Source organism: Amycolatopsis ultiminotia (genome assembly GCF_039536925.1).
In the GTDB taxonomy this organism is placed as follows: Bacteria; Actinomycetota; Actinomycetes; order Mycobacteriales; family Pseudonocardiaceae; genus Amycolatopsis; species Amycolatopsis ultiminotia.
Map to the genome: position 1 here is coordinate 193,136 of NZ_BAAAZN010000006.1, position 15,805 is coordinate 208,940.

Below are 15,805 nucleotides of genomic sequence, written 5' to 3' on the forward strand. Positions count from 1 at the left end.
GATCAGCGGCTCCCGGTCGGCAGTGCCCGGCCGAACAGCTCGAGGGTGCGATCCCACGAGACCGACGCAGCGTGCCGCTGGTAGGCCGGGTAATGCGGGAACATGAACCCGTGGTCGGCTCCGTCGAAGACCTCGACGGTCGCCTTCACCGAAGGCTGCCCCAGCTCGGCACGCAGCGGTTTGTTCAGCTCGAGCGGGGAAATCGTGTCGGCCGCGCCGAGGCCGACGAACAGCTCGGCGGAGATCGCGCCGATGCTCCGGTGCGGCGAGTCCGGATCGTCGGTGACGCAGTTCGAGGGATGCAGGGCCGAGCCCGCGGCGAACTGTCCCGGCCGGGCAGCGAGCAGCCGCAGGGTGAACCGCGCACCCATGCAGAACCCCATGGCGGCCTTGGAGTTCATGTCGGCCGCGGCGTCGCGCGCGGCTGCGGCGAGCACGGCAGCCGTGTCGGCCAGCACCAGGTCGTCGTCAAGGGACGTGACCGCCGCCGTCAGCCGGTCGAACTCCGGTGCGCCCGGCCCCTCGGCGATGCCGTCGATGTCGAAGGAGATCTGCGGCCCGATCCGGTGGTAGAGATCCGGCAGAACGGCGTAATAGCCCGCGTCCGCCAATTTCCGGGTGACGTCGTGGATATCCGCCCGCAGCCCCGGCCCGTCGTGATAAACGAGGACAACCGGAAACGGACCGCCACCGTCGGGATGGCGAATCGTGACCGTCATGGGCCCGTCGCCGGTCTCGACGATTTCTTCTTTCTCCACCATTTTTCTCACCTGGTTACTGTCCGGGGTCGCGCGGTCGTGACCGCGAACCCGATGATCCATTCGGGAATCGGCTGATAGAACGACGATTCGGTCCGGTACGGGCCGGCCTCCTGCAATGCGGCATGCGCAGCGATCCACGTCCGCACCTCGTGGATCGAGCTGCCGCCCCGCGCACCGAGCCACTCGACGCTCATCGCGTCGAACCCCGCGAGGTCCCCTGTGGCGAACTGCCGGAGGATCTCCCGGTCGAGCTCGGGATTCAACGGCCGGAGCGGGGAATCACCGCGCGCGAAGGACTGACCGGCCTGGTAGATCGTCTCCTCGCGGGCCTGTTGTTCTGCGGGGGTGCGCCGCTGGGACACGAGGTAGGCGGCGACCTCCGGCGGCGATTCCCGCAACCGCGGGACGGGCACGTCGTGGGACAGCCCGCCCGAACCGACCAGCAGGACCTTCCGGTCCAGTCGTCCGGCGAACTCGCCGACCGCGGTGCCGAGCCGCCTGATCCGGCGCAGCGGCCCCAGCGGCTCGGCAACCGAATTGATGAAGACCGGCAGCACCGGTTTCGCGCCGCTCGAGCCGAGCAGGAGCTCCAGCGGCTGGGAGATCCCGTGATCCACGACCATCTTCTCGGACATGGCGACGTCGAGATCGGCTGCCAGCAGATGGGCGATCAGGTCGTCGGCGAGTGCCTGTGGCACGTCGAGGTCACCGGCGCTGGTGCCGTAGTCGCCGATGGCGGTTGCTGCCGCGCCGACGCAGAACGGCGGCATGAGCTCGTACCGGAAGCCCTGGTAGTGGTCCGGGCCGAAAATCACGACCAGGTCGGGGTCGAACGCGTCGACGAACGCCCGAGCCTCGCGCAAAGCTTCCTCGACCTGCCGCTCGACCGATTCGCCGGGGTCGGCCACCCGCAGCAGCGGACTGTGCGACATGCAGCACAGGGCCAGTTCGGCGGCCACGGCTACACGCTCAGCGAGCGCAAGGCGGGCGCCACCTGCTCGCCGAACAACCGGTAGGAGCGCATCGTCTGCTCCTTGGTCAGGGTGCCGAACGAGCCCCAGTTGAGGAAGTTCCCGCAGCCGATCTGCTCCACCTGGCTCACGATCTGGTCCCGGACGGTCGCCGGCGTTCCGACACAGATCGCGCCGATCTCGATGAGCGCGTCGAAGGACACGTTCTCGCCCGCGAACGGACGGAAGAAGGACTGGTAGTGCTCGTAGCCGGTAGGCACGTTGTCGAGGTCGTGGAACACCGCAGCTTCCTTGAATGCCGCGAACAACGCGTCGAAAGCAGGCTCCGCGAGGTCGCGCGCCTCCTGCTCGGAATCCGCGATGAAGACGTTGCGGCACACGCCCATGTCCGTGGGCTCCGCTTCGCGCCCGGCTTCCGCGGCCGCCTTCTTGTACTGCTCGAAAATCGTCTGCAGGGTGTCGGTCGGAGCAAAGACCGAGGTGAACCTGAAGCCCTGCTTCGCCGCCCAGCTCACCGTCTGCGGGCTCAGCGCGGTGATCCAGATCGGCAGTTCCGGGCGCAACGGCCGCGGCCAGATGCCGACATTGTCGTAATTGTAGAACTCGCCCTTGAAACTGAAAGTTGGCTCTTTCCAGGCGGACTGGATGAGCGCGACCGATTCCTCGAACCGGGCGCGGGTTTCCTCCATCTTGATGCCTTCGCGCACGAACTCCGGTTCGTCGACCCCGCGTCCGAGTCCGACTTCCAGCCTGCCATCGGTGAGGTGGTCGAGCATCGCGCCTTCTTCGGCCAGCCGGCGCGGATTGTGGAACGCGGTGATGTTCGCCATCACGCCGATCTTGATACGCTCGGTCCGCTGCGCCAGGGTCGCCACGAGAAGGTTCGGCGAGGGGCTGATGCTGTAGGGTGTGAAGTGGTGTTCGGAAAAGAAAACACCGTCGAACCCGAAATCCTCGGCGGCAATCCAGGATTCCAGCTTCCAGTCGTACAGCTCCTTGCACAGCTGCGGATCGAAATTCACCGGGTCCGAATCATACGGATAGCTGAAGATCTCGAAAAGCCACGACTTGACCATGCGATGCTCCGTCCACTCTGACATTCGGCTCGCTTCGCGCCGATATACGGGCACGAACCACTTGCGGTGCCGATAACGTTATGCGCGGATCCGGGAATTCGGCAAGCCATTCTTCGCGCAGGCCTGTCCGCTTTTCGTGCCAAGCCGGATGCCACTCACCCGGGCGCGGTGATTCAGAGTTCGGCTCGGTAGTCCTCGAGCAGCAAGGTCAGGCGCGCCACCATGAAGTCGTAGTAGGCAGCCATCTGGCGAAGTCTGCCTCGTTGCAGTCCGGCGAATTCGTCGTTCTCGCGCAGGGCGTTGTGGGCCAGTTCGCGCAGTTGCGTGGTCTGCCGGAGCGTGTGTTCCAGGCAGCCTGCCCAGGCGTCCTGGCGCCACTCGTACGCGAAATGCCGGGCGCCGGGTGGCTTGAAGCGGTGCACGACGCCGTTGGTGATCAGCAGCCGGGTCATTTCCGACACCGATCCGGCGCTGGCGCCGAGTTCGTCCTGCAGCTGCTGCACGGTCATCGGGCGTTCGCTGAGCAGGAGCACGGCCGCGGTCCGGCCCGCCATCGGCGGCCAGCCCATCGCCTGACCGATGACCGTCGCGAAGTCGTCACGCAGCCGCTCGCCACCTTCGGCGTGAGTGCCGTCGGCATGAGCGCCCCCGGTGTGGGCACCGCCGGCACGGGCAGGCGTCTCGGGCACAAGCACCACTTTCACTGTCACATGAAAATTCACTCTTGACTGAGAGTTCTCGTGCGGCTCATAGTACCGGACACCGGCGGGCTCGCTCCGGATTCCGCCGGTCGGTCACGGAGGTCCGGTATGGCGAAGAACGGGTGGGACGTGATCGTGGTCGGTGCGGGCTCTTCCGGCGCACCGCTGGCGACCCGGCTGGCGGCGAGCGGCCGGCGCGTCCTGCTGCTGGAGGCGGGACCGGACTACCGCGGCGGCGAGCTGCCCGAGGTGTGGCGCTCGCCGAACCCGCTGCGCGCACTGGTCGATCCCGAGGCGGGCAAGCACCTGGTGTGGCGGGACCTGCTGGCGACGCGGACGGACCGGCAGCAAGCCGCGCTGTACTGGCGTGGCCGCGGCACCGGCGGCAGCTCCGCGATCAACGGGCAGATCGCGATCCGGCCACCGACGGAGGACTTCGACGACTGGGTCCGGTGGGGCTGCGCGGGCTGGTCGCCCGGCGACGTGCTGCCGTACTTCCGCCGCGCCGAGGACGACGAGCAGTTCGGCACCGAGCCCTACCACGGACAGGGCGGCCCGACGCCGATCCACCGGATGCCGAGGGCGCACTGGGGATCGGCCGACACCGCGTTGCGGGCCGCGGCACTGCAGGCCGGGCACGCCTGGGCCGAGGACGTGAACGCGCCGGGAGCGACCGGGGTGTCGCCCTACCCGATCAACTCCCGCGCGGGCAGGCGGGTGACCGTCAACGACGGCTACCTCGAGCCGGCCAGGGCGACGGCGGAGCTGACCATCCGCGGCGGCGCCCTCGTCGACCGGGTCCTGCTCAACGGCGCTCGCGCGGTCGGGGTGCGCTACCTCGCGGACGGCCGGACGGTCGAGGAACATGCGGATCTCGTGGTGCTCAGCGCGGGCGCCGTGCACTCACCGGCAATCCTGCAGCGTTCCGGCATCGGCCCGGCGGACCAGCTGCGCACACTCGGCATCGACGTCGTCGCGGACCTGCCTGCGGGCCGGGGATTGCAGGACCATCCGATGGTCGGGGTCGCCATCCCGCTGAACGAGGAATCGGCCATCCGCACCCCGGACGACCGGCACACCAATGTCTGCGTCCGCTACACCAGCGACGCACCGGACGCCCGCCCGAACGACATGATGTTCGTGTCGCTCAACCAGAACGTGCTGTCCATGGAGAACGCCGACGTGCGGTTCGGGGCAGGCGGGTTCGGTGTCTGGGTCAACCAGGCGTGGTCGCGGGGATCGGTCTCGCTCACCTCCACCGACCCGGCTGCGCAGCCGGAGGTCCGCGAGGCGATGCTGTCCGACGAACGGGATCGTGCCCGGCTGCGCGCGGGTATCCGGGCTCTCGTCGAGCTGGCCCGCGGCGAAGACGCGGCCGCCATCGCGGACGGGCCGCTCGACCGGGTCAATGCCACCCTGCTGTCGGTGCTCGACGACGACGCCCGGCTGGACGAGCACCTGCTCACCACCGCTGCCGACGCGCAGCACGCGACCAGTACCTGCCGGATGGGCGATCCCGGCCGTCCCGGCACTGTGGTCGATCCGGCGTGCCGGGTACTCGGGGTGGACGGCCTGCGCGTCGTGGACGCCTCGATCTTCCCGTCCGTGCCACGCGCCAACACCAACCTCACCGCGATCATGGCCGGCGAGCTCATGGCCGACCGGCTGAGCCACGCGTGAAAACCGCCAATCCGCCCGAGGAGGCCACTGCCGTGCCGACCCTGCGCAACCACATCGGCGGCCGGTGGGCGCCCTCGGCTTCCCCGGCCGTCGCCGATCTGGTGAACCCCTCGACCGGTGAGGTGGTCGCCCAGTGGCCGGTCGGCTGTGCCGAGGACGTCGACTCCGCCGTCGCGGCCGCATCCGCCGCCCAGCCGGCGTGGGCCGCACTCCCGCTGGAAAACCGCCTCGCACATCTCGAGCGGATGGCGGACGTGGTGGTTGCGCACGCCGAAGAGCTCGCCGAGCTGCAATGCCGTGAGATGGGCAAGCCGGTGGCCCTCGGCCGGACGTTCATCGAGTCCGGCGCCGCCGCACTGCAGGGCGCCTGCGCCGACGCGCGCAGCTACCGGTTCGAGGACAGCACCGAGCACGCGGACGGCAGTCGGACCCACGTCCTGCGCCACCCGCTCGGTGTCACGGCGGTGATCACGCCGTGGAACTTCCCCGTCCTCAACGTCCTGATCGCCGTCGGGCCCTTGCTGGCCGCAGGCAACACCGTGGTGCTCAAGCCCTCCGAACGCTGCCCGCTGTCGGTGACCAGGCTGGCCGAGCTGCTGACGTTGCCCGATGGCGTGCTGAACGTCGTGCACGGCGACGGCCGCTCCGGTGGTCCGCTCGCCGCGCATCCGGACGTCGAGCTGGTGCACTTCACCGGTTCCGTCGCCGCGGGGAGGAAGGTGGGCGCGGCCGCGGGGCAGCGCCTGCACCGGTCCGTCCTCGAACTGGGCGGCAAGGATCCGGTCGTCGTCGACGCCGACGTCGACCCGGTGGCGACCGCACAGGCCGTCGCCTTCGGCGCCTTCGTCAACTCCGGGCAGATCTGCACGTCGATGGAACGGATCTACGTCCACCGCGATATTGCCGAGGAGTTCATCGCCGCGCTCTGCGAAGCCGCGGCGGCCTATCCGACCGGCGACGGGCACGACGAGAAGACCGTACTCGGGCCCCTCGTCGACGAACGCCAGCGCGAGATCGTCCACCGGCACGTGACCGACGCCGTCGAGCGCGGCGCCACCGTCCACTCGGGAGGGACGATCCCGCCGGGGCCCGGTTTCTTCTACCCGGCCACCGTGCTCACCGGGGTCGACGAGAACATGCTGGTGATGCAGGAGGAAACGTTCGGGCCGGTCGCGCCGGTCCAGGTCGTGTCGTCCTGGGCGGACGGACTGCGCCGGGCCGTCCACCCGTCGTTCGGGCTCGCCGCCACGGTGTACACCCGCAGCCACGAGCACGCCGCGGCGGCCGCGGCACTGCGGGCCGGCGTCGTCTGGGTCAACCAGTGGCAGGGCGGCGGCCCCGGCCGGGTCTACGAACCTGCCGGCGACAGCGGGATGGGCAGCACCGGCTCCCACGCGGCATTCGACGCGGCCACGCGTCCCGCCACCGTGCACCTGACCGGCCTCTGACCGGATTCGCGGAACGGCCGAGCCCCGCCGTTCCCGGACTGGCAGCCCGGCAGGCTCGGTGCGGCACCTCGAACCGCGCACGCAGTGGTTCGAGGGCATGCCTGCGTTCAGTAGTCTTTCGCCGCAGCAGCAACACCTTCGGCGAGCGCCGGCACCAGGCCTTCGGCGAAGACGCTGGGCACGATGTGCTCCCGATCGAAGTCGTCGCCCACGGTGTCGGCCAGCGCCTGTGCGGCCGAGAGCAGCATCCGGGTGGTCACCCGCGCGGCGCCGGAGTCGAGCAGGCCACGGAACATGCCGGGGAACACGAGGACGTTGTTGATCTGGTTGGGCAGGTCGCTGCGGCCGGTCGCGACGATCTCCGCGTGCTCGGCGGCGGCTTCCGGATCGACCTCGGGGTCCGGATTGGCCAGTCCGAACACGATCGCCCGGTCGGCCATCCGCGCAATGTCGGCACCGTCGAGCAGCCCGCCGGCACTCACGCCGATGAAGACGTCCGCATTGCACAAGGCGTCCTGGAGACTGCCCTGCGCCGCACCACCGCGGTTGGTGTGTTCGGCGAGCCATCGTTTCTCCGCGGTCAGATCGCGGCCCTCGTGCAGGACGCCGCCGCTGTCGCAGACCACCACCCGCTCGGCCCGGAAGTCCGCGCCCAGCAAGAGCCGGGCGACGGAGGAACCGGCTGCCCCGGCACCGGAGATCACCACCGACGTGTCCGCAGGCTCACGGCCGGTCAGCTTGAGCGCGTTGCGCAGAGCGGCCAGCACGGCCACCGCGGTACCGTGCTGGTCGTCGTGGAAGACGGGTACGTCGAGCTCGTCCTGCAACCGGCGCTCCACGGTGAAACACCGCGGCGCGGCGATGTCTTCGAGGTTGATCGCACCGAACGACGTCGCCAGGTCCTTGACCGTGCGCACCAGGTCGTCCGGTTCCCGGCTGACCGGGCAGATCGGCCAGGCATCGACATCGGCGAAGCGTTTGAGCAGGGCCGCCTTGCCTTCCATCACCGGCAGCGCGGCCGCCGGGCCCTGATCGCCCAGCCCCAGCAGGGCCGAACCGTCGGAAACGATCGCGACGGAGTTGGCCTGCACCGTTTCCCGCGCGAGCACCGAGGGGTCCTCGGCGACCCGCTTCGCCTGCTCGGCGACACCGGGTGTGTAGTGCTCGGCCAGATCGTCCGGGCCCTCGATCCGCACCCTGGCGGTGACCTGCACTTTTCCACGACTTCGAGTCATGGTCGCCGGATACCCGCCGCGGCCGCACCGGAATCCGGCCGCCGGCCCCGAACTCAGTCGAGGACGATCGCCGCATCCGGTTCGCGCACCCGGAAACTGAAGCTCTCCTCCAGGTAGAGGGTGAGCGTTCCGGCATCGTGGTGGCGGTAGCCGACCGCGAGATCCTGGCCGAGTTCCAGGGTGAAGTCCCCGCCGGACAGGCTGAGCACGACCGCGCCGGTGATCCCGGGAGTGCGCTTGACCCGGCCGCCGCCGAGCGCGCGGCGGAGGTGGTCCAGCACGAGCAGGCCGCCGTGTTCGGTGCTCTCCACGATGGCGGTGTGCCCGTCCGGATTGATCGCGAGCGCGTACGGGCCGCCGATCCCGTTGCAGCGCAACGTGTCCACCGCATTCGCCACGACGTGCGGGTAACGCTGCGGATCGGTGCCCAGCGTCCGGTGCTGGTACGGGCTGGCGTCGATGATCCCGCCGATCCCGGCGTCCGGCCAGCCGTGGAACACCGCCCGGTTCTCGAGCAGACCCACCTGTGCGGCGGCCCGGTCCAGGTCGTCGAGCTCGAGGTCGTCCGCGCCGCGCTCGGCGTCGTCCAGTTCGGCGCGCTCGACGGTGAACGGCACGCACACCTCCACCAGGGGCAGCACCCGGCGCTGCCGCACGAGGGCCTCGCGCTCCCTTGCCGCTTCCGGCACGTCGATGCGGCGGGTCCGCCCGAGCGAAGTGGCCGAGTGCGCCCAGCCGTGCGGGCCCGCGACGTCGATCATCTTGCGGGCGGCGAGGTGCGTGGTCAGCCGCTCCCGCGCTTCGTCGTCGATCTGTTGCCAGCCGTCGGCCGGGATGGGCGCGAGCTCGCGCAGCAGGTGGTTCATCGTGCTCACTGCTCCTTCAGTCCGCCGATGCCCAGCGAAACGTCGTCGGGTATTTCGTTGCCTGCCTTCTGCTCCTGCTCGGCCACGTAGCGCTCCGGGTCGACATCGCCGGTGTCGATGCCCTCCCCGTTCTCGTGCTCGGCCTTGAACGCCAGGAACCTGCGGCCGAGTTCTTCCCGCAGCCCGGGATCGGCGTGCCGGCGGAAGTCGGCGAGCGCGTCGTCCTCCTCCTCGGCCATGTGCTCGCTGTTGGCGGTGCGGGCCTGGCGGACCGCGGCACGCCAGGCCGCACTGCCTGCCGGATGACGCCTCGCCTCGGCGACCGCATCGCGGATTTCGTTGTGGTCGCCGACCGCGTCGAGCGTCTCGTCCTCGGCGTCGGTGCCACGCTGGATCAGTTCGGGATAGAACACTGCCTCCTCGGCCGCCGCGTGCAGGTCCAGCAGTGTCGCAAGCGGTTCCCACGCCCGTGCCAGCTCGTCCGGGGTGGCGAGATCGTCCAGCTCGGCGAACGCCCGGCGGAACCGGTCGTGATCGTCGAGGATCGCACTGGTGATGTCGGTCATGACTCTCGACGCTAGGCCGTTGCGCACCCTTCCGCTCGGCGGACCGCCGAGGGGTTTGCCCTCGGATCGGCATGGGTAACCGGTCGTCGGCTGCCGCCCGGAAGCACTCCGGTCAGGCGAGCCAGACCGTTTTCGCGTTGACGAAGGTGCGTGGCCCGAACGACGCCAGTTCCCGGCCGTAGCCCGAATTCTTCACGCCGCCAAAGGGCACCTCCGGGGTGGACTGGGTGAATTCGTTGAAGTACACCATGCCCGTCTCGATTTCGGTGATCAGGCGTTCCTGCTCCGCCGGATCGGTGGTCCACGCGCTGCCGCCGAGGCCGAACGGCGAATCGTTCGCGATCCGGATGGCGTCGTCGAGGTCCTCGGCCTGCCAGATCAGCGCCACCGGGCCGAAGAACTCCTCGTGCTGTCCCGGCGAACCGTCCGGAATGTCGGTGAGCACCGTCGGCGGGTAGTAGAACCCGGGCCCGGCAACGGTTTCGCCGCCGGTGTGCAGCCGGGCACCGGCCCGCACGGTGTCGGTCACCTGCCGGTGCAGGGTTTCGACCGCATCGGCCGAGGACAACGGCCCGAGGTCGGTGTCGTCCTTCGCCGGATCGCCGACGGTCAGTGCGGCCATCCGTTCGGTGACCTGCCGGGTGAATTCCCCGGCGATTTCCCGGTGCACGATGAAGCGCTTGGCGTTGATGCAGGACTGCCCGTTGTTGAGGATCCGGGACTGCACCGCGCTTTCGACGGCCTTCGCAAGGTCGGCCGAGGGCAGTACGACGAACGCGTCGCTCCCGCCGAGTTCGAGAACGCTCGGCTTGATGTTGCGCCCGGCGGCCGCGCCGACCTCGCGCCCGGCCGGTTCACTGCCGGTCAGCGTCGCGGCACGGATCCGGTCGTCGCCGAGCAGCCCTTCAACCGCCGAAGACGGCACCAGCAGGCTCTGGAACACCCCGTCCGGCCAGCCGGCGCGACGGAAGACGTCCTCGATCGCGAGCGCGACCTGCGGCACGTTGGACGCGTGTTTGAGCAGGCCGACGTTCCCCGCGATCAGCGCCGGGGCGGCGAACCGGAAAACCTGCCAGTACGGGAAATTCCACGGCATCACGGCGAGCACCGGACCGAGCGGCTCGTACCGGGTGAACACCCGCGCCCGCTCGACCGGCCACGGCTGGTCGGCCAGCATCTCCTCGCCGTGGTCGGCGTACCAGCGACAGCCTGCCGCGCTCTTGCGCACCTCGGCGACGGCCGCCGGCCGTGTCTTGCCCATCTCCAAGGTCGCGATCCGGCCGAGCGCCTCGGCCTCCTCTTCGAGGATTCCCGCCGTCCGGCGCAGCAACTCGGCCCGTTCGGCGAACGACGTGCGCCGCTGGCCGGCAAACGCCTCGGCAGCGAGTGCCACCTTCTGCTCCAGCTCCTTCTCGCCGAGGGCGTCGAATTCGCGAATGCGCTCGCCGGTTGCCGGGTTCACCGTAGCGATGGCCACCAGTATCTCCTCCCGCGTCGATCGTCGTCCGGCTACCCGACCACTCGTCCGCGGAAACACCCGAGCCGGTGAGCGGTCCGCGTAACGGGCGCGTGCGCGGGTACCCGGGGCACGCCCGGCCCGAGGAGGTCCCATGCTGAACGAGACTGACGAGCGCGTCCTGCGTCATCTCGAATCCGATCTGCCACGCTCACTGACCCGGCACGCCTTCGCGGTCCGTGCCCGCGCCGAAAACATCCGCTGGCGCACCGTACTCGTGCTCGCCGGCAGCACCGCGGTGCTGACCTTCGTGACCGGTTTGGTTGCCGGTGACGGCGCACTCGGGTGCCTCGGTTTCCTGGCGGTGTGCGCGCTGGGGTTTTTCCACGCCTGGCGCACGAAACGGTTCGCCGCTCCCCCGCAGGAGTGAGCGCGGGGCCCGGCTTGGTCAGGTTGGTCAGAGCTGTGCGTGGGCGGCGACCGTCCGCAGCGCGGCCCGCAACAGGCGTGCGACCTGGGCCGGACTCCAACCGGTCGCAGCGGCGACCTCGGCCACGCTCCGATGCTGCAACGCGGTCGCCCACAGTGCGTAGCGTTGCCGGGGCGGAAGCAGTGCCAGCTCGTCGAGCAGCACCGCCTCCCGTGCCGCGGAGTCCAGCCGTCGCCGATCGACGCGCGCACCGAGCCGGGCCTGCAGGGCCGCCAGCACCTTGGCACGGGCATCCCGTCCGCCGGGAACCGCGGCCGGGCCGGACGTGTCCACAGTGCTCAGTACGAGCACCACGCTCTTCCCGGCCTCAGCACGCGCACGGCGTGACCGTCCGGCGGCCCGCCGCGCAACCCGGTGGGCCAGCGTCAGCATCCGTTCGTCGACCGCGGGTTCTCCGTCCAGCCAGGCCGGCACCGAACCCAGGTGGGCTTCCCTCGTCCCGGCGGTCATCGGGCCGTCCTCGGGGCGGGTACGGCGGACCGGAGGTGGTTCAGCAGCCAAAGCAGTTCCTCGGCGTCGAGGAGTCCCGCGTCGGCCGCTTTGACGAAGGTGTTCGCAGCCCGTTCCAGGAACAGCGGGGTGTCCGGCGGTTCCGAGTTGCGCCTGGCTTCAGCCATCATCGCCCCCTGGTAGACAGGTCGAATCGAGCCCGGGGTCTGGGGGCGCACGGCACGGATGCCCTGATTTTTCGATGGTAAACCCGCCGAAGCAGTGGTACGGAACTCGAGCCGCGGGCAGGCTGTGGAAACGGGGCCTGGTGGCATACCTACCCGGAAGTGGTGAGACGGTGTGAATGGTGCGGATACGCGGTGTGTGATCGTCGGCGGCGGCCCCGGTGGCATGGTGCTGGCGTATCTGCTGGGACGCGCCGGAGTGCCGGTTACGCTGCTGGAGGCACACCACGATTTCGACCGTGACTTCCGGGGCGATTCGCTGCACCCGTACACCCTGGAGTTGCTCGATCGGCTCGGCCTTGCCGGGGAACTGCTGCGGCTGCCGCACCACCGGGCTCGGTACTTCCGCCTGCACACCCCGGCCGGTCCGATCACCCCCGCCGACTACGGAAAGCTGCGCAGCCGGTTCGCCTACGTGGCGCTGATGCCGCAGGCCCGGTTCCTGGATTTCCTGGCCGCCGAGCTGGAGCGGCTGCCGAGTGCGCAGGTACGCACCGGCGCCAAGGTCACCGACCTGCTCCGCGATCGCGACCGGCGGATCACCGGGGTCCGGTACCGGGACGGCACCGGCGAGCACGAACTCGCCGCCGGACTGGTGGTCGGTGCCGACGGGCGGTTCTCCCGGGTGCGCCGCGCCGCCGGCCTGACCGCGGATTCGCTGGGCGCGAGCACGGATCTGCTGTGGTTCCGGCTTCCGCACCTCGCCTCGGATCCGCCGGATGCCGGGGTCGATCTGTTCTTCGCCCGGAATCACTACGTGGGGCTGCTGACCGGCACGGCGGGCTGGCAGGTCGGCTACAGCCTGCCGAAAGGCGGCTATCCGGCCGCTCGCGACGCGGGCGTGGCGCCGATCCGGGCGGCAGTCGCGCACCTGGTGCCGTGGCTGGCGGATCGGGTGCACCTGCTGACGGACTTCTCGCAGACCACCATGCTGTCGGTGGACATCGCCAGTGTGCGGCAGTGGTGGCAGCCGGGCCTGCTGCTGATCGGGGACGCCGCACACGTGATTTCCCCGGTCGGTGGCAACGGGATCCTGATGGCCGTACAGGACGCGGTGGTCGCGGCCAACCACCTCGTGCCGGTGCTGCGGGCCGGGCGGACGGTGTCCGCCCCGGTGCTCGCGGCGGTGCAGGCCGAGCGCGAGCCGGCGGTACGGCAGGTGCAGGCCGCCCAGGTGCGCACCGAACAGCGGGTCGCGGCCGCCCGCGAAACCGGGCGGCCGATCGGCCCGCCCTGGCTGCTCAAAATCGTCACCGCACTGCCGGGCATGCGCGCTCGCTCGGCCAGGGCCAACGCCTACGGACCGAACCCGCCGGTGCTCGCCTGGCCGGACCACGACCCGCAATCGGATGCGGAGATCGTCTGACTCCGCCGCGCCGTCTCGACCGGCCGACGCAAGTGGTGTGCCGGCTGCCGCCGGCTTTTGGCCGCCGGTGGGAGAACAGTCCACGGCTTCCGGCGAAGTGGTCCGGCCGCACCTGCGGACGCTATACGGTGTGCGCATGTACGTGACGCCGCCGATGCAGAGCAACCCACGCCCAGCTGCCGGACCGCCGTGGTGGCTGGTGATCGGGCCCGCGTTCGCCGCGCTGATCGGGCTCTTCTTGCTCACCGTGATCTACCGCTTCAACGGCCGGTCGTTCCTGCAGATCGAGCTCGGCCTGTCCAGTCAGTCGCTGCTGCTGAGCGGCCTCGTCGCGTATCTCGTCGCGGCCGCGCTCGCCTTCCCGGCCGGTCTGCTGCCCGGCGCGCGCTTCCCGACGTCGGTGACCGTGCCCGCGATCTGCTTGATGCTCCTCGGCGTACTGCTGATCGCGTTCGTCCCGAGCACCGGCCTGCTTCTGCTCGGGCGGGTGCTCAGCGGACTCGGTGCGGGCGCGGCCATCGGCGTGACCGTCGCACTGATCCGGCGGCTCCGCGCCGGTCGCGGTGTCGCGGCCGCGGTGACGACGGGCCTCGGCGTCCTCGCCTTGGTGATCGCACCGTTCCTCGGCGGGCTGGTTTCGGACGCGCTCGGCTTCCGGCTGGTGTACCTGCTCGCGGCGCTGTTCATGGTCATTGCGCTCATCGTCGCCGCGGTCATCGGCATCGTCGCGCTGGCGTCGGCAAAGCCTCCGGTCCAGCCGATGCCCTACGGCGTGCCGCACCGGCCGCAGGGGCCGCCGTACGTCTGACGCGCACCCGTCCGATGTGGCAAGGTCACCACCGGGCTCGATCCCGACGTCGGTCCGGCCCACGTCGAAAGGAGCCAGACCATGCGTTGCGTGGTTTTCGGTGCGACCGGCTACATCGGCGGCCGGCTGGTGCCGGCGCTGCTCGAAGCGGGCCATCGCGTCCGCGTGGTGGCCCGCAGCCCGGACAAGCTCGCCGACGTGCCCTGGCACGAACAGGTCGAGGTGGTACGCGGCGACGTCACCGATCCCGCCGACGTGCGCGCCGCGCTCGACGGACAGGAGGTCGCCTACTACCTCGTGCACGCACTGCACCGCGCCGACTTCGTGCGCGTCGACCGCACCGCGGCCGGGAATGTGGCGGCCGCGGTCCGCGAAGCCGGCCTGACGCGCCTTGTGTACCTCGGCGGGATCACCCCGTCGAGCGATGAACCGCTGTCCGACCACCTGGCCTCCCGTGCCGAGGTCGGCCGCATCCTGCTCGGTTCCGGTGTGCCGACCTGTGTCCTGCAGGCCGCGGTGATCATCGGATCCGGCTCGGCCAGTTTCGAGATGCTGCGCTACCTCACCGAACGGCTGCCGGTGATGGTCGCTCCGCGCTGGGTGCACAACCGGATCCAGCCCATCGCCGTCCGCGACGTCCTGCACTACCTCACGCACGCCGCCGGCCTTCCCGCCACGGTGCACGGCGGTTTCGACATCGGCGGCCCGGACGTGCTCACCTACCTCGAAATGATGCGCCGCTACGCGGTCGTGGCCCACCTGCCCCGGCGGTTCGTGCTGCCGGTGCCGGTGCTGACGCCGTGGCTGTCGGCACAGTGGGTCGACCTCGTCACCCCGGTCCCGCGCAGCATCGGCATCCCGCTCATCGAATCCCTTGTGCACGAAGTCGTCCGCCGGGACCACGACATCGACGCGCACATCCCGCCGCCTGCCGAAGGAACAACCCACTACGAACGCGCCATCGAACTCGCCCTCGCCCGCATCCGCGAGGCCGACGTGCCCACCCGCTGGTCGGACGCGACCTGGCCGTCGGCTCCTTCCGACCCGCTGCCCACCGACCCGGAGTGGTCCGGCGGCACCCGGTACCGCGACGTCCGCGAGCACCACACCACCGCCGGCCCCGAAGCACTGTGGCAGGTGATCGAAGCCATCGGCGGCGAGCACGGCTGGTACTCCTTCCCGCTCGCCTGGACCGTCCGCGGCTGGGCCGACCGCCTCATCGGCGGCGTCGGGCTGCGCCGGGGCCGCCGCAACCCCCGCCACCTGCACGTGGGCGAAGCACTCGACTGGTGGCGCGTCGAAGCACTCGAACGCCCCCACCGGCTCCGGCTGCGCGCCGAAATGAAACTCCCCGGCCGTGCCTGGCTCGAACTGAGCGCCGAACCGGACGGCACCGGCGGTGCCCGTTACCGCCAGCAGGCCCTGTTCGAACCGCACGGCTTCGCCGGGCATCTCTACTGGCGGGCCATCGCGCCCTTCCACGACATCGTGTTCGGCGGCATGGCCCGCAACATCACCGGCGCCGCCGAACGCGGCGACCACCCCGGCGGGCAGCCGAGCTGAACTCCGGAGCACCAGTCCGTGGCAACGCCGCCCGGCCGAGCCGCAGCACCACTGTCCGTAGCCCGCTTTCCGTCTGGTGTGCGGGTCGTACGCTGCGGGTAGCCGCTTGAGGTCGAGCGGGTGACGGTCTGCCGGGCGGCGATG

The 15,805-nt window shown here is 70.3% G+C and carries 16 protein-coding genes; 6 read left to right on the forward strand and 10 right to left on the reverse strand.

Going from position 1 to position 15,805, the window contains the following annotated elements; all coding sequences use genetic code 11:
- Nucleotides 1-2: 2 nt before the first annotated feature.
- From ABD793_RS16100 to ABD793_RS16115, 4 genes are all read right to left on the reverse strand, one after another.
- Complete coding sequence (locus tag ABD793_RS16100) at nucleotides 3-761, reverse strand: dienelactone hydrolase family protein (protein WP_344860582.1); 759 nt, start codon at nucleotides 759-761, stop codon at nucleotides 3-5.
- A 5-nt stretch (nucleotides 762-766) separates the two neighbouring features.
- Complete coding sequence (locus tag ABD793_RS16105) at nucleotides 767-1,720, reverse strand: 3-carboxyethylcatechol 2,3-dioxygenase (RefSeq protein ID WP_344860584.1); 954 nt, start codon at nucleotides 1,718-1,720, stop codon at nucleotides 767-769.
- A 2-nt stretch (nucleotides 1,721-1,722) separates the two neighbouring features.
- The gene (locus ABD793_RS16110) at nucleotides 1,723-2,808 is read right to left on the reverse strand and encodes an LLM class flavin-dependent oxidoreductase (protein WP_344860587.1); all 1,086 of its coding nucleotides are present in this window, start codon (nucleotides 2,806-2,808) and stop codon (nucleotides 1,723-1,725) included.
- Between the two features lie 173 nt (nucleotides 2,809-2,981).
- Nucleotides 2,982-3,512 carry a GbsR/MarR family transcriptional regulator gene (locus ABD793_RS16115; RefSeq protein ID WP_344860590.1) on the reverse strand — a complete coding sequence of 177 codons (531 nt, stop codon included), beginning with the start codon at nucleotides 3,510-3,512 and terminating at the stop codon, nucleotides 2,982-2,984.
- Between the two features lie 105 nt (nucleotides 3,513-3,617).
- On the opposite strand from ABD793_RS16115, the gene ABD793_RS16120 reads away from it, so the two are divergent.
- Complete coding sequence (locus ABD793_RS16120; RefSeq protein ID WP_344860593.1) at nucleotides 3,618-5,189, forward strand: GMC family oxidoreductase; 1,572 nt, start codon at nucleotides 3,618-3,620, stop codon at nucleotides 5,187-5,189.
- Nucleotides 5,186-6,637, forward strand: coding sequence for an aldehyde dehydrogenase family protein (locus ABD793_RS16125; RefSeq protein ID WP_344860596.1), 1,452 nt, complete (start codon nucleotides 5,186-5,188; stop codon nucleotides 6,635-6,637). The genes ABD793_RS16120 and ABD793_RS16125 overlap by 4 nt, the downstream gene beginning before the upstream one ends.
- Nucleotides 6,638-6,744: 107 nt before the next feature.
- Here the strand turns inward: ABD793_RS16125 and ABD793_RS16130 are convergent, their stop codons facing one another.
- From ABD793_RS16130 to ABD793_RS16145, 4 genes are all read right to left on the reverse strand, one after another.
- Nucleotides 6,745-7,872, reverse strand: coding sequence for an NAD(P)-dependent malic enzyme (locus ABD793_RS16130; protein ID WP_344860598.1), 1,128 nt, complete (start codon nucleotides 7,870-7,872; stop codon nucleotides 6,745-6,747).
- A 53-nt stretch (nucleotides 7,873-7,925) separates the two neighbouring features.
- Nucleotides 7,926-8,738, reverse strand: a complete 813-nt coding sequence (locus tag ABD793_RS16135; RefSeq protein WP_344861047.1) for a family 1 encapsulin nanocompartment shell protein — start codon at nucleotides 8,736-8,738, stop codon at nucleotides 7,926-7,928.
- Between the two features lie 5 nt (nucleotides 8,739-8,743).
- Nucleotides 8,744-9,304, reverse strand: coding sequence for a hemerythrin domain-containing protein (locus ABD793_RS16140; protein ID WP_344860599.1), 561 nt, complete (start codon nucleotides 9,302-9,304; stop codon nucleotides 8,744-8,746).
- A gap of 112 nt (nucleotides 9,305-9,416) precedes the next feature.
- Nucleotides 9,417-10,781, reverse strand: coding sequence for an NAD-dependent succinate-semialdehyde dehydrogenase (locus ABD793_RS16145; protein WP_344860601.1), 1,365 nt, complete (start codon nucleotides 10,779-10,781; stop codon nucleotides 9,417-9,419).
- 133 nt (nucleotides 10,782-10,914) lie between these two features.
- Between ABD793_RS16145 and ABD793_RS16150 the strand changes: the two genes are divergently transcribed.
- Complete coding sequence (locus ABD793_RS16150; protein WP_344860603.1) at nucleotides 10,915-11,190, forward strand: DUF3040 domain-containing protein; 276 nt, start codon at nucleotides 10,915-10,917, stop codon at nucleotides 11,188-11,190.
- 27 nt (nucleotides 11,191-11,217) lie between these two features.
- On the opposite strand, the gene ABD793_RS16155 is transcribed toward ABD793_RS16150, so the two are convergent.
- Both ABD793_RS16155 and ABD793_RS16160 read right to left on the reverse strand, forming a co-directional pair.
- Nucleotides 11,218-11,700 (reverse strand): sigma factor-like helix-turn-helix DNA-binding protein, encoded by a 483-nt coding sequence (locus ABD793_RS16155; protein ID WP_344860604.1) that lies wholly within the window; start codon nucleotides 11,698-11,700, stop codon nucleotides 11,218-11,220.
- Nucleotides 11,697-11,867: a hypothetical protein gene (locus tag ABD793_RS16160; protein ID WP_344860606.1), complete on the reverse strand. Its 171-nt coding sequence runs from the start codon at nucleotides 11,865-11,867 to the stop codon at nucleotides 11,697-11,699. The genes ABD793_RS16155 and ABD793_RS16160 overlap by 4 nt, the downstream gene beginning before the upstream one ends.
- Nucleotides 11,868-12,039: 172 nt before the next feature.
- On the opposite strand from ABD793_RS16160, the gene ABD793_RS16165 reads away from it, so the two are divergent.
- From ABD793_RS16165 to ABD793_RS16175, 3 genes are all read left to right on the forward strand, one after another.
- Complete coding sequence (locus ABD793_RS16165; protein ID WP_344860608.1) at nucleotides 12,040-13,290, forward strand: FAD-dependent oxidoreductase; 1,251 nt, start codon at nucleotides 12,040-12,042, stop codon at nucleotides 13,288-13,290.
- A 136-nt stretch (nucleotides 13,291-13,426) separates the two neighbouring features.
- Entirely contained in the window at nucleotides 13,427-14,098 is a 672-nt protein-coding gene (locus tag ABD793_RS16170; protein ID WP_344860610.1) for an MFS transporter, read from the forward strand.
- An 81-nt stretch (nucleotides 14,099-14,179) separates the two neighbouring features.
- Complete coding sequence (locus tag ABD793_RS16175; RefSeq protein ID WP_344860612.1) at nucleotides 14,180-15,661, forward strand: SDR family oxidoreductase; 1,482 nt, start codon at nucleotides 14,180-14,182, stop codon at nucleotides 15,659-15,661.
- Nucleotides 15,662-15,805: the final 144 nt, after the last annotated feature.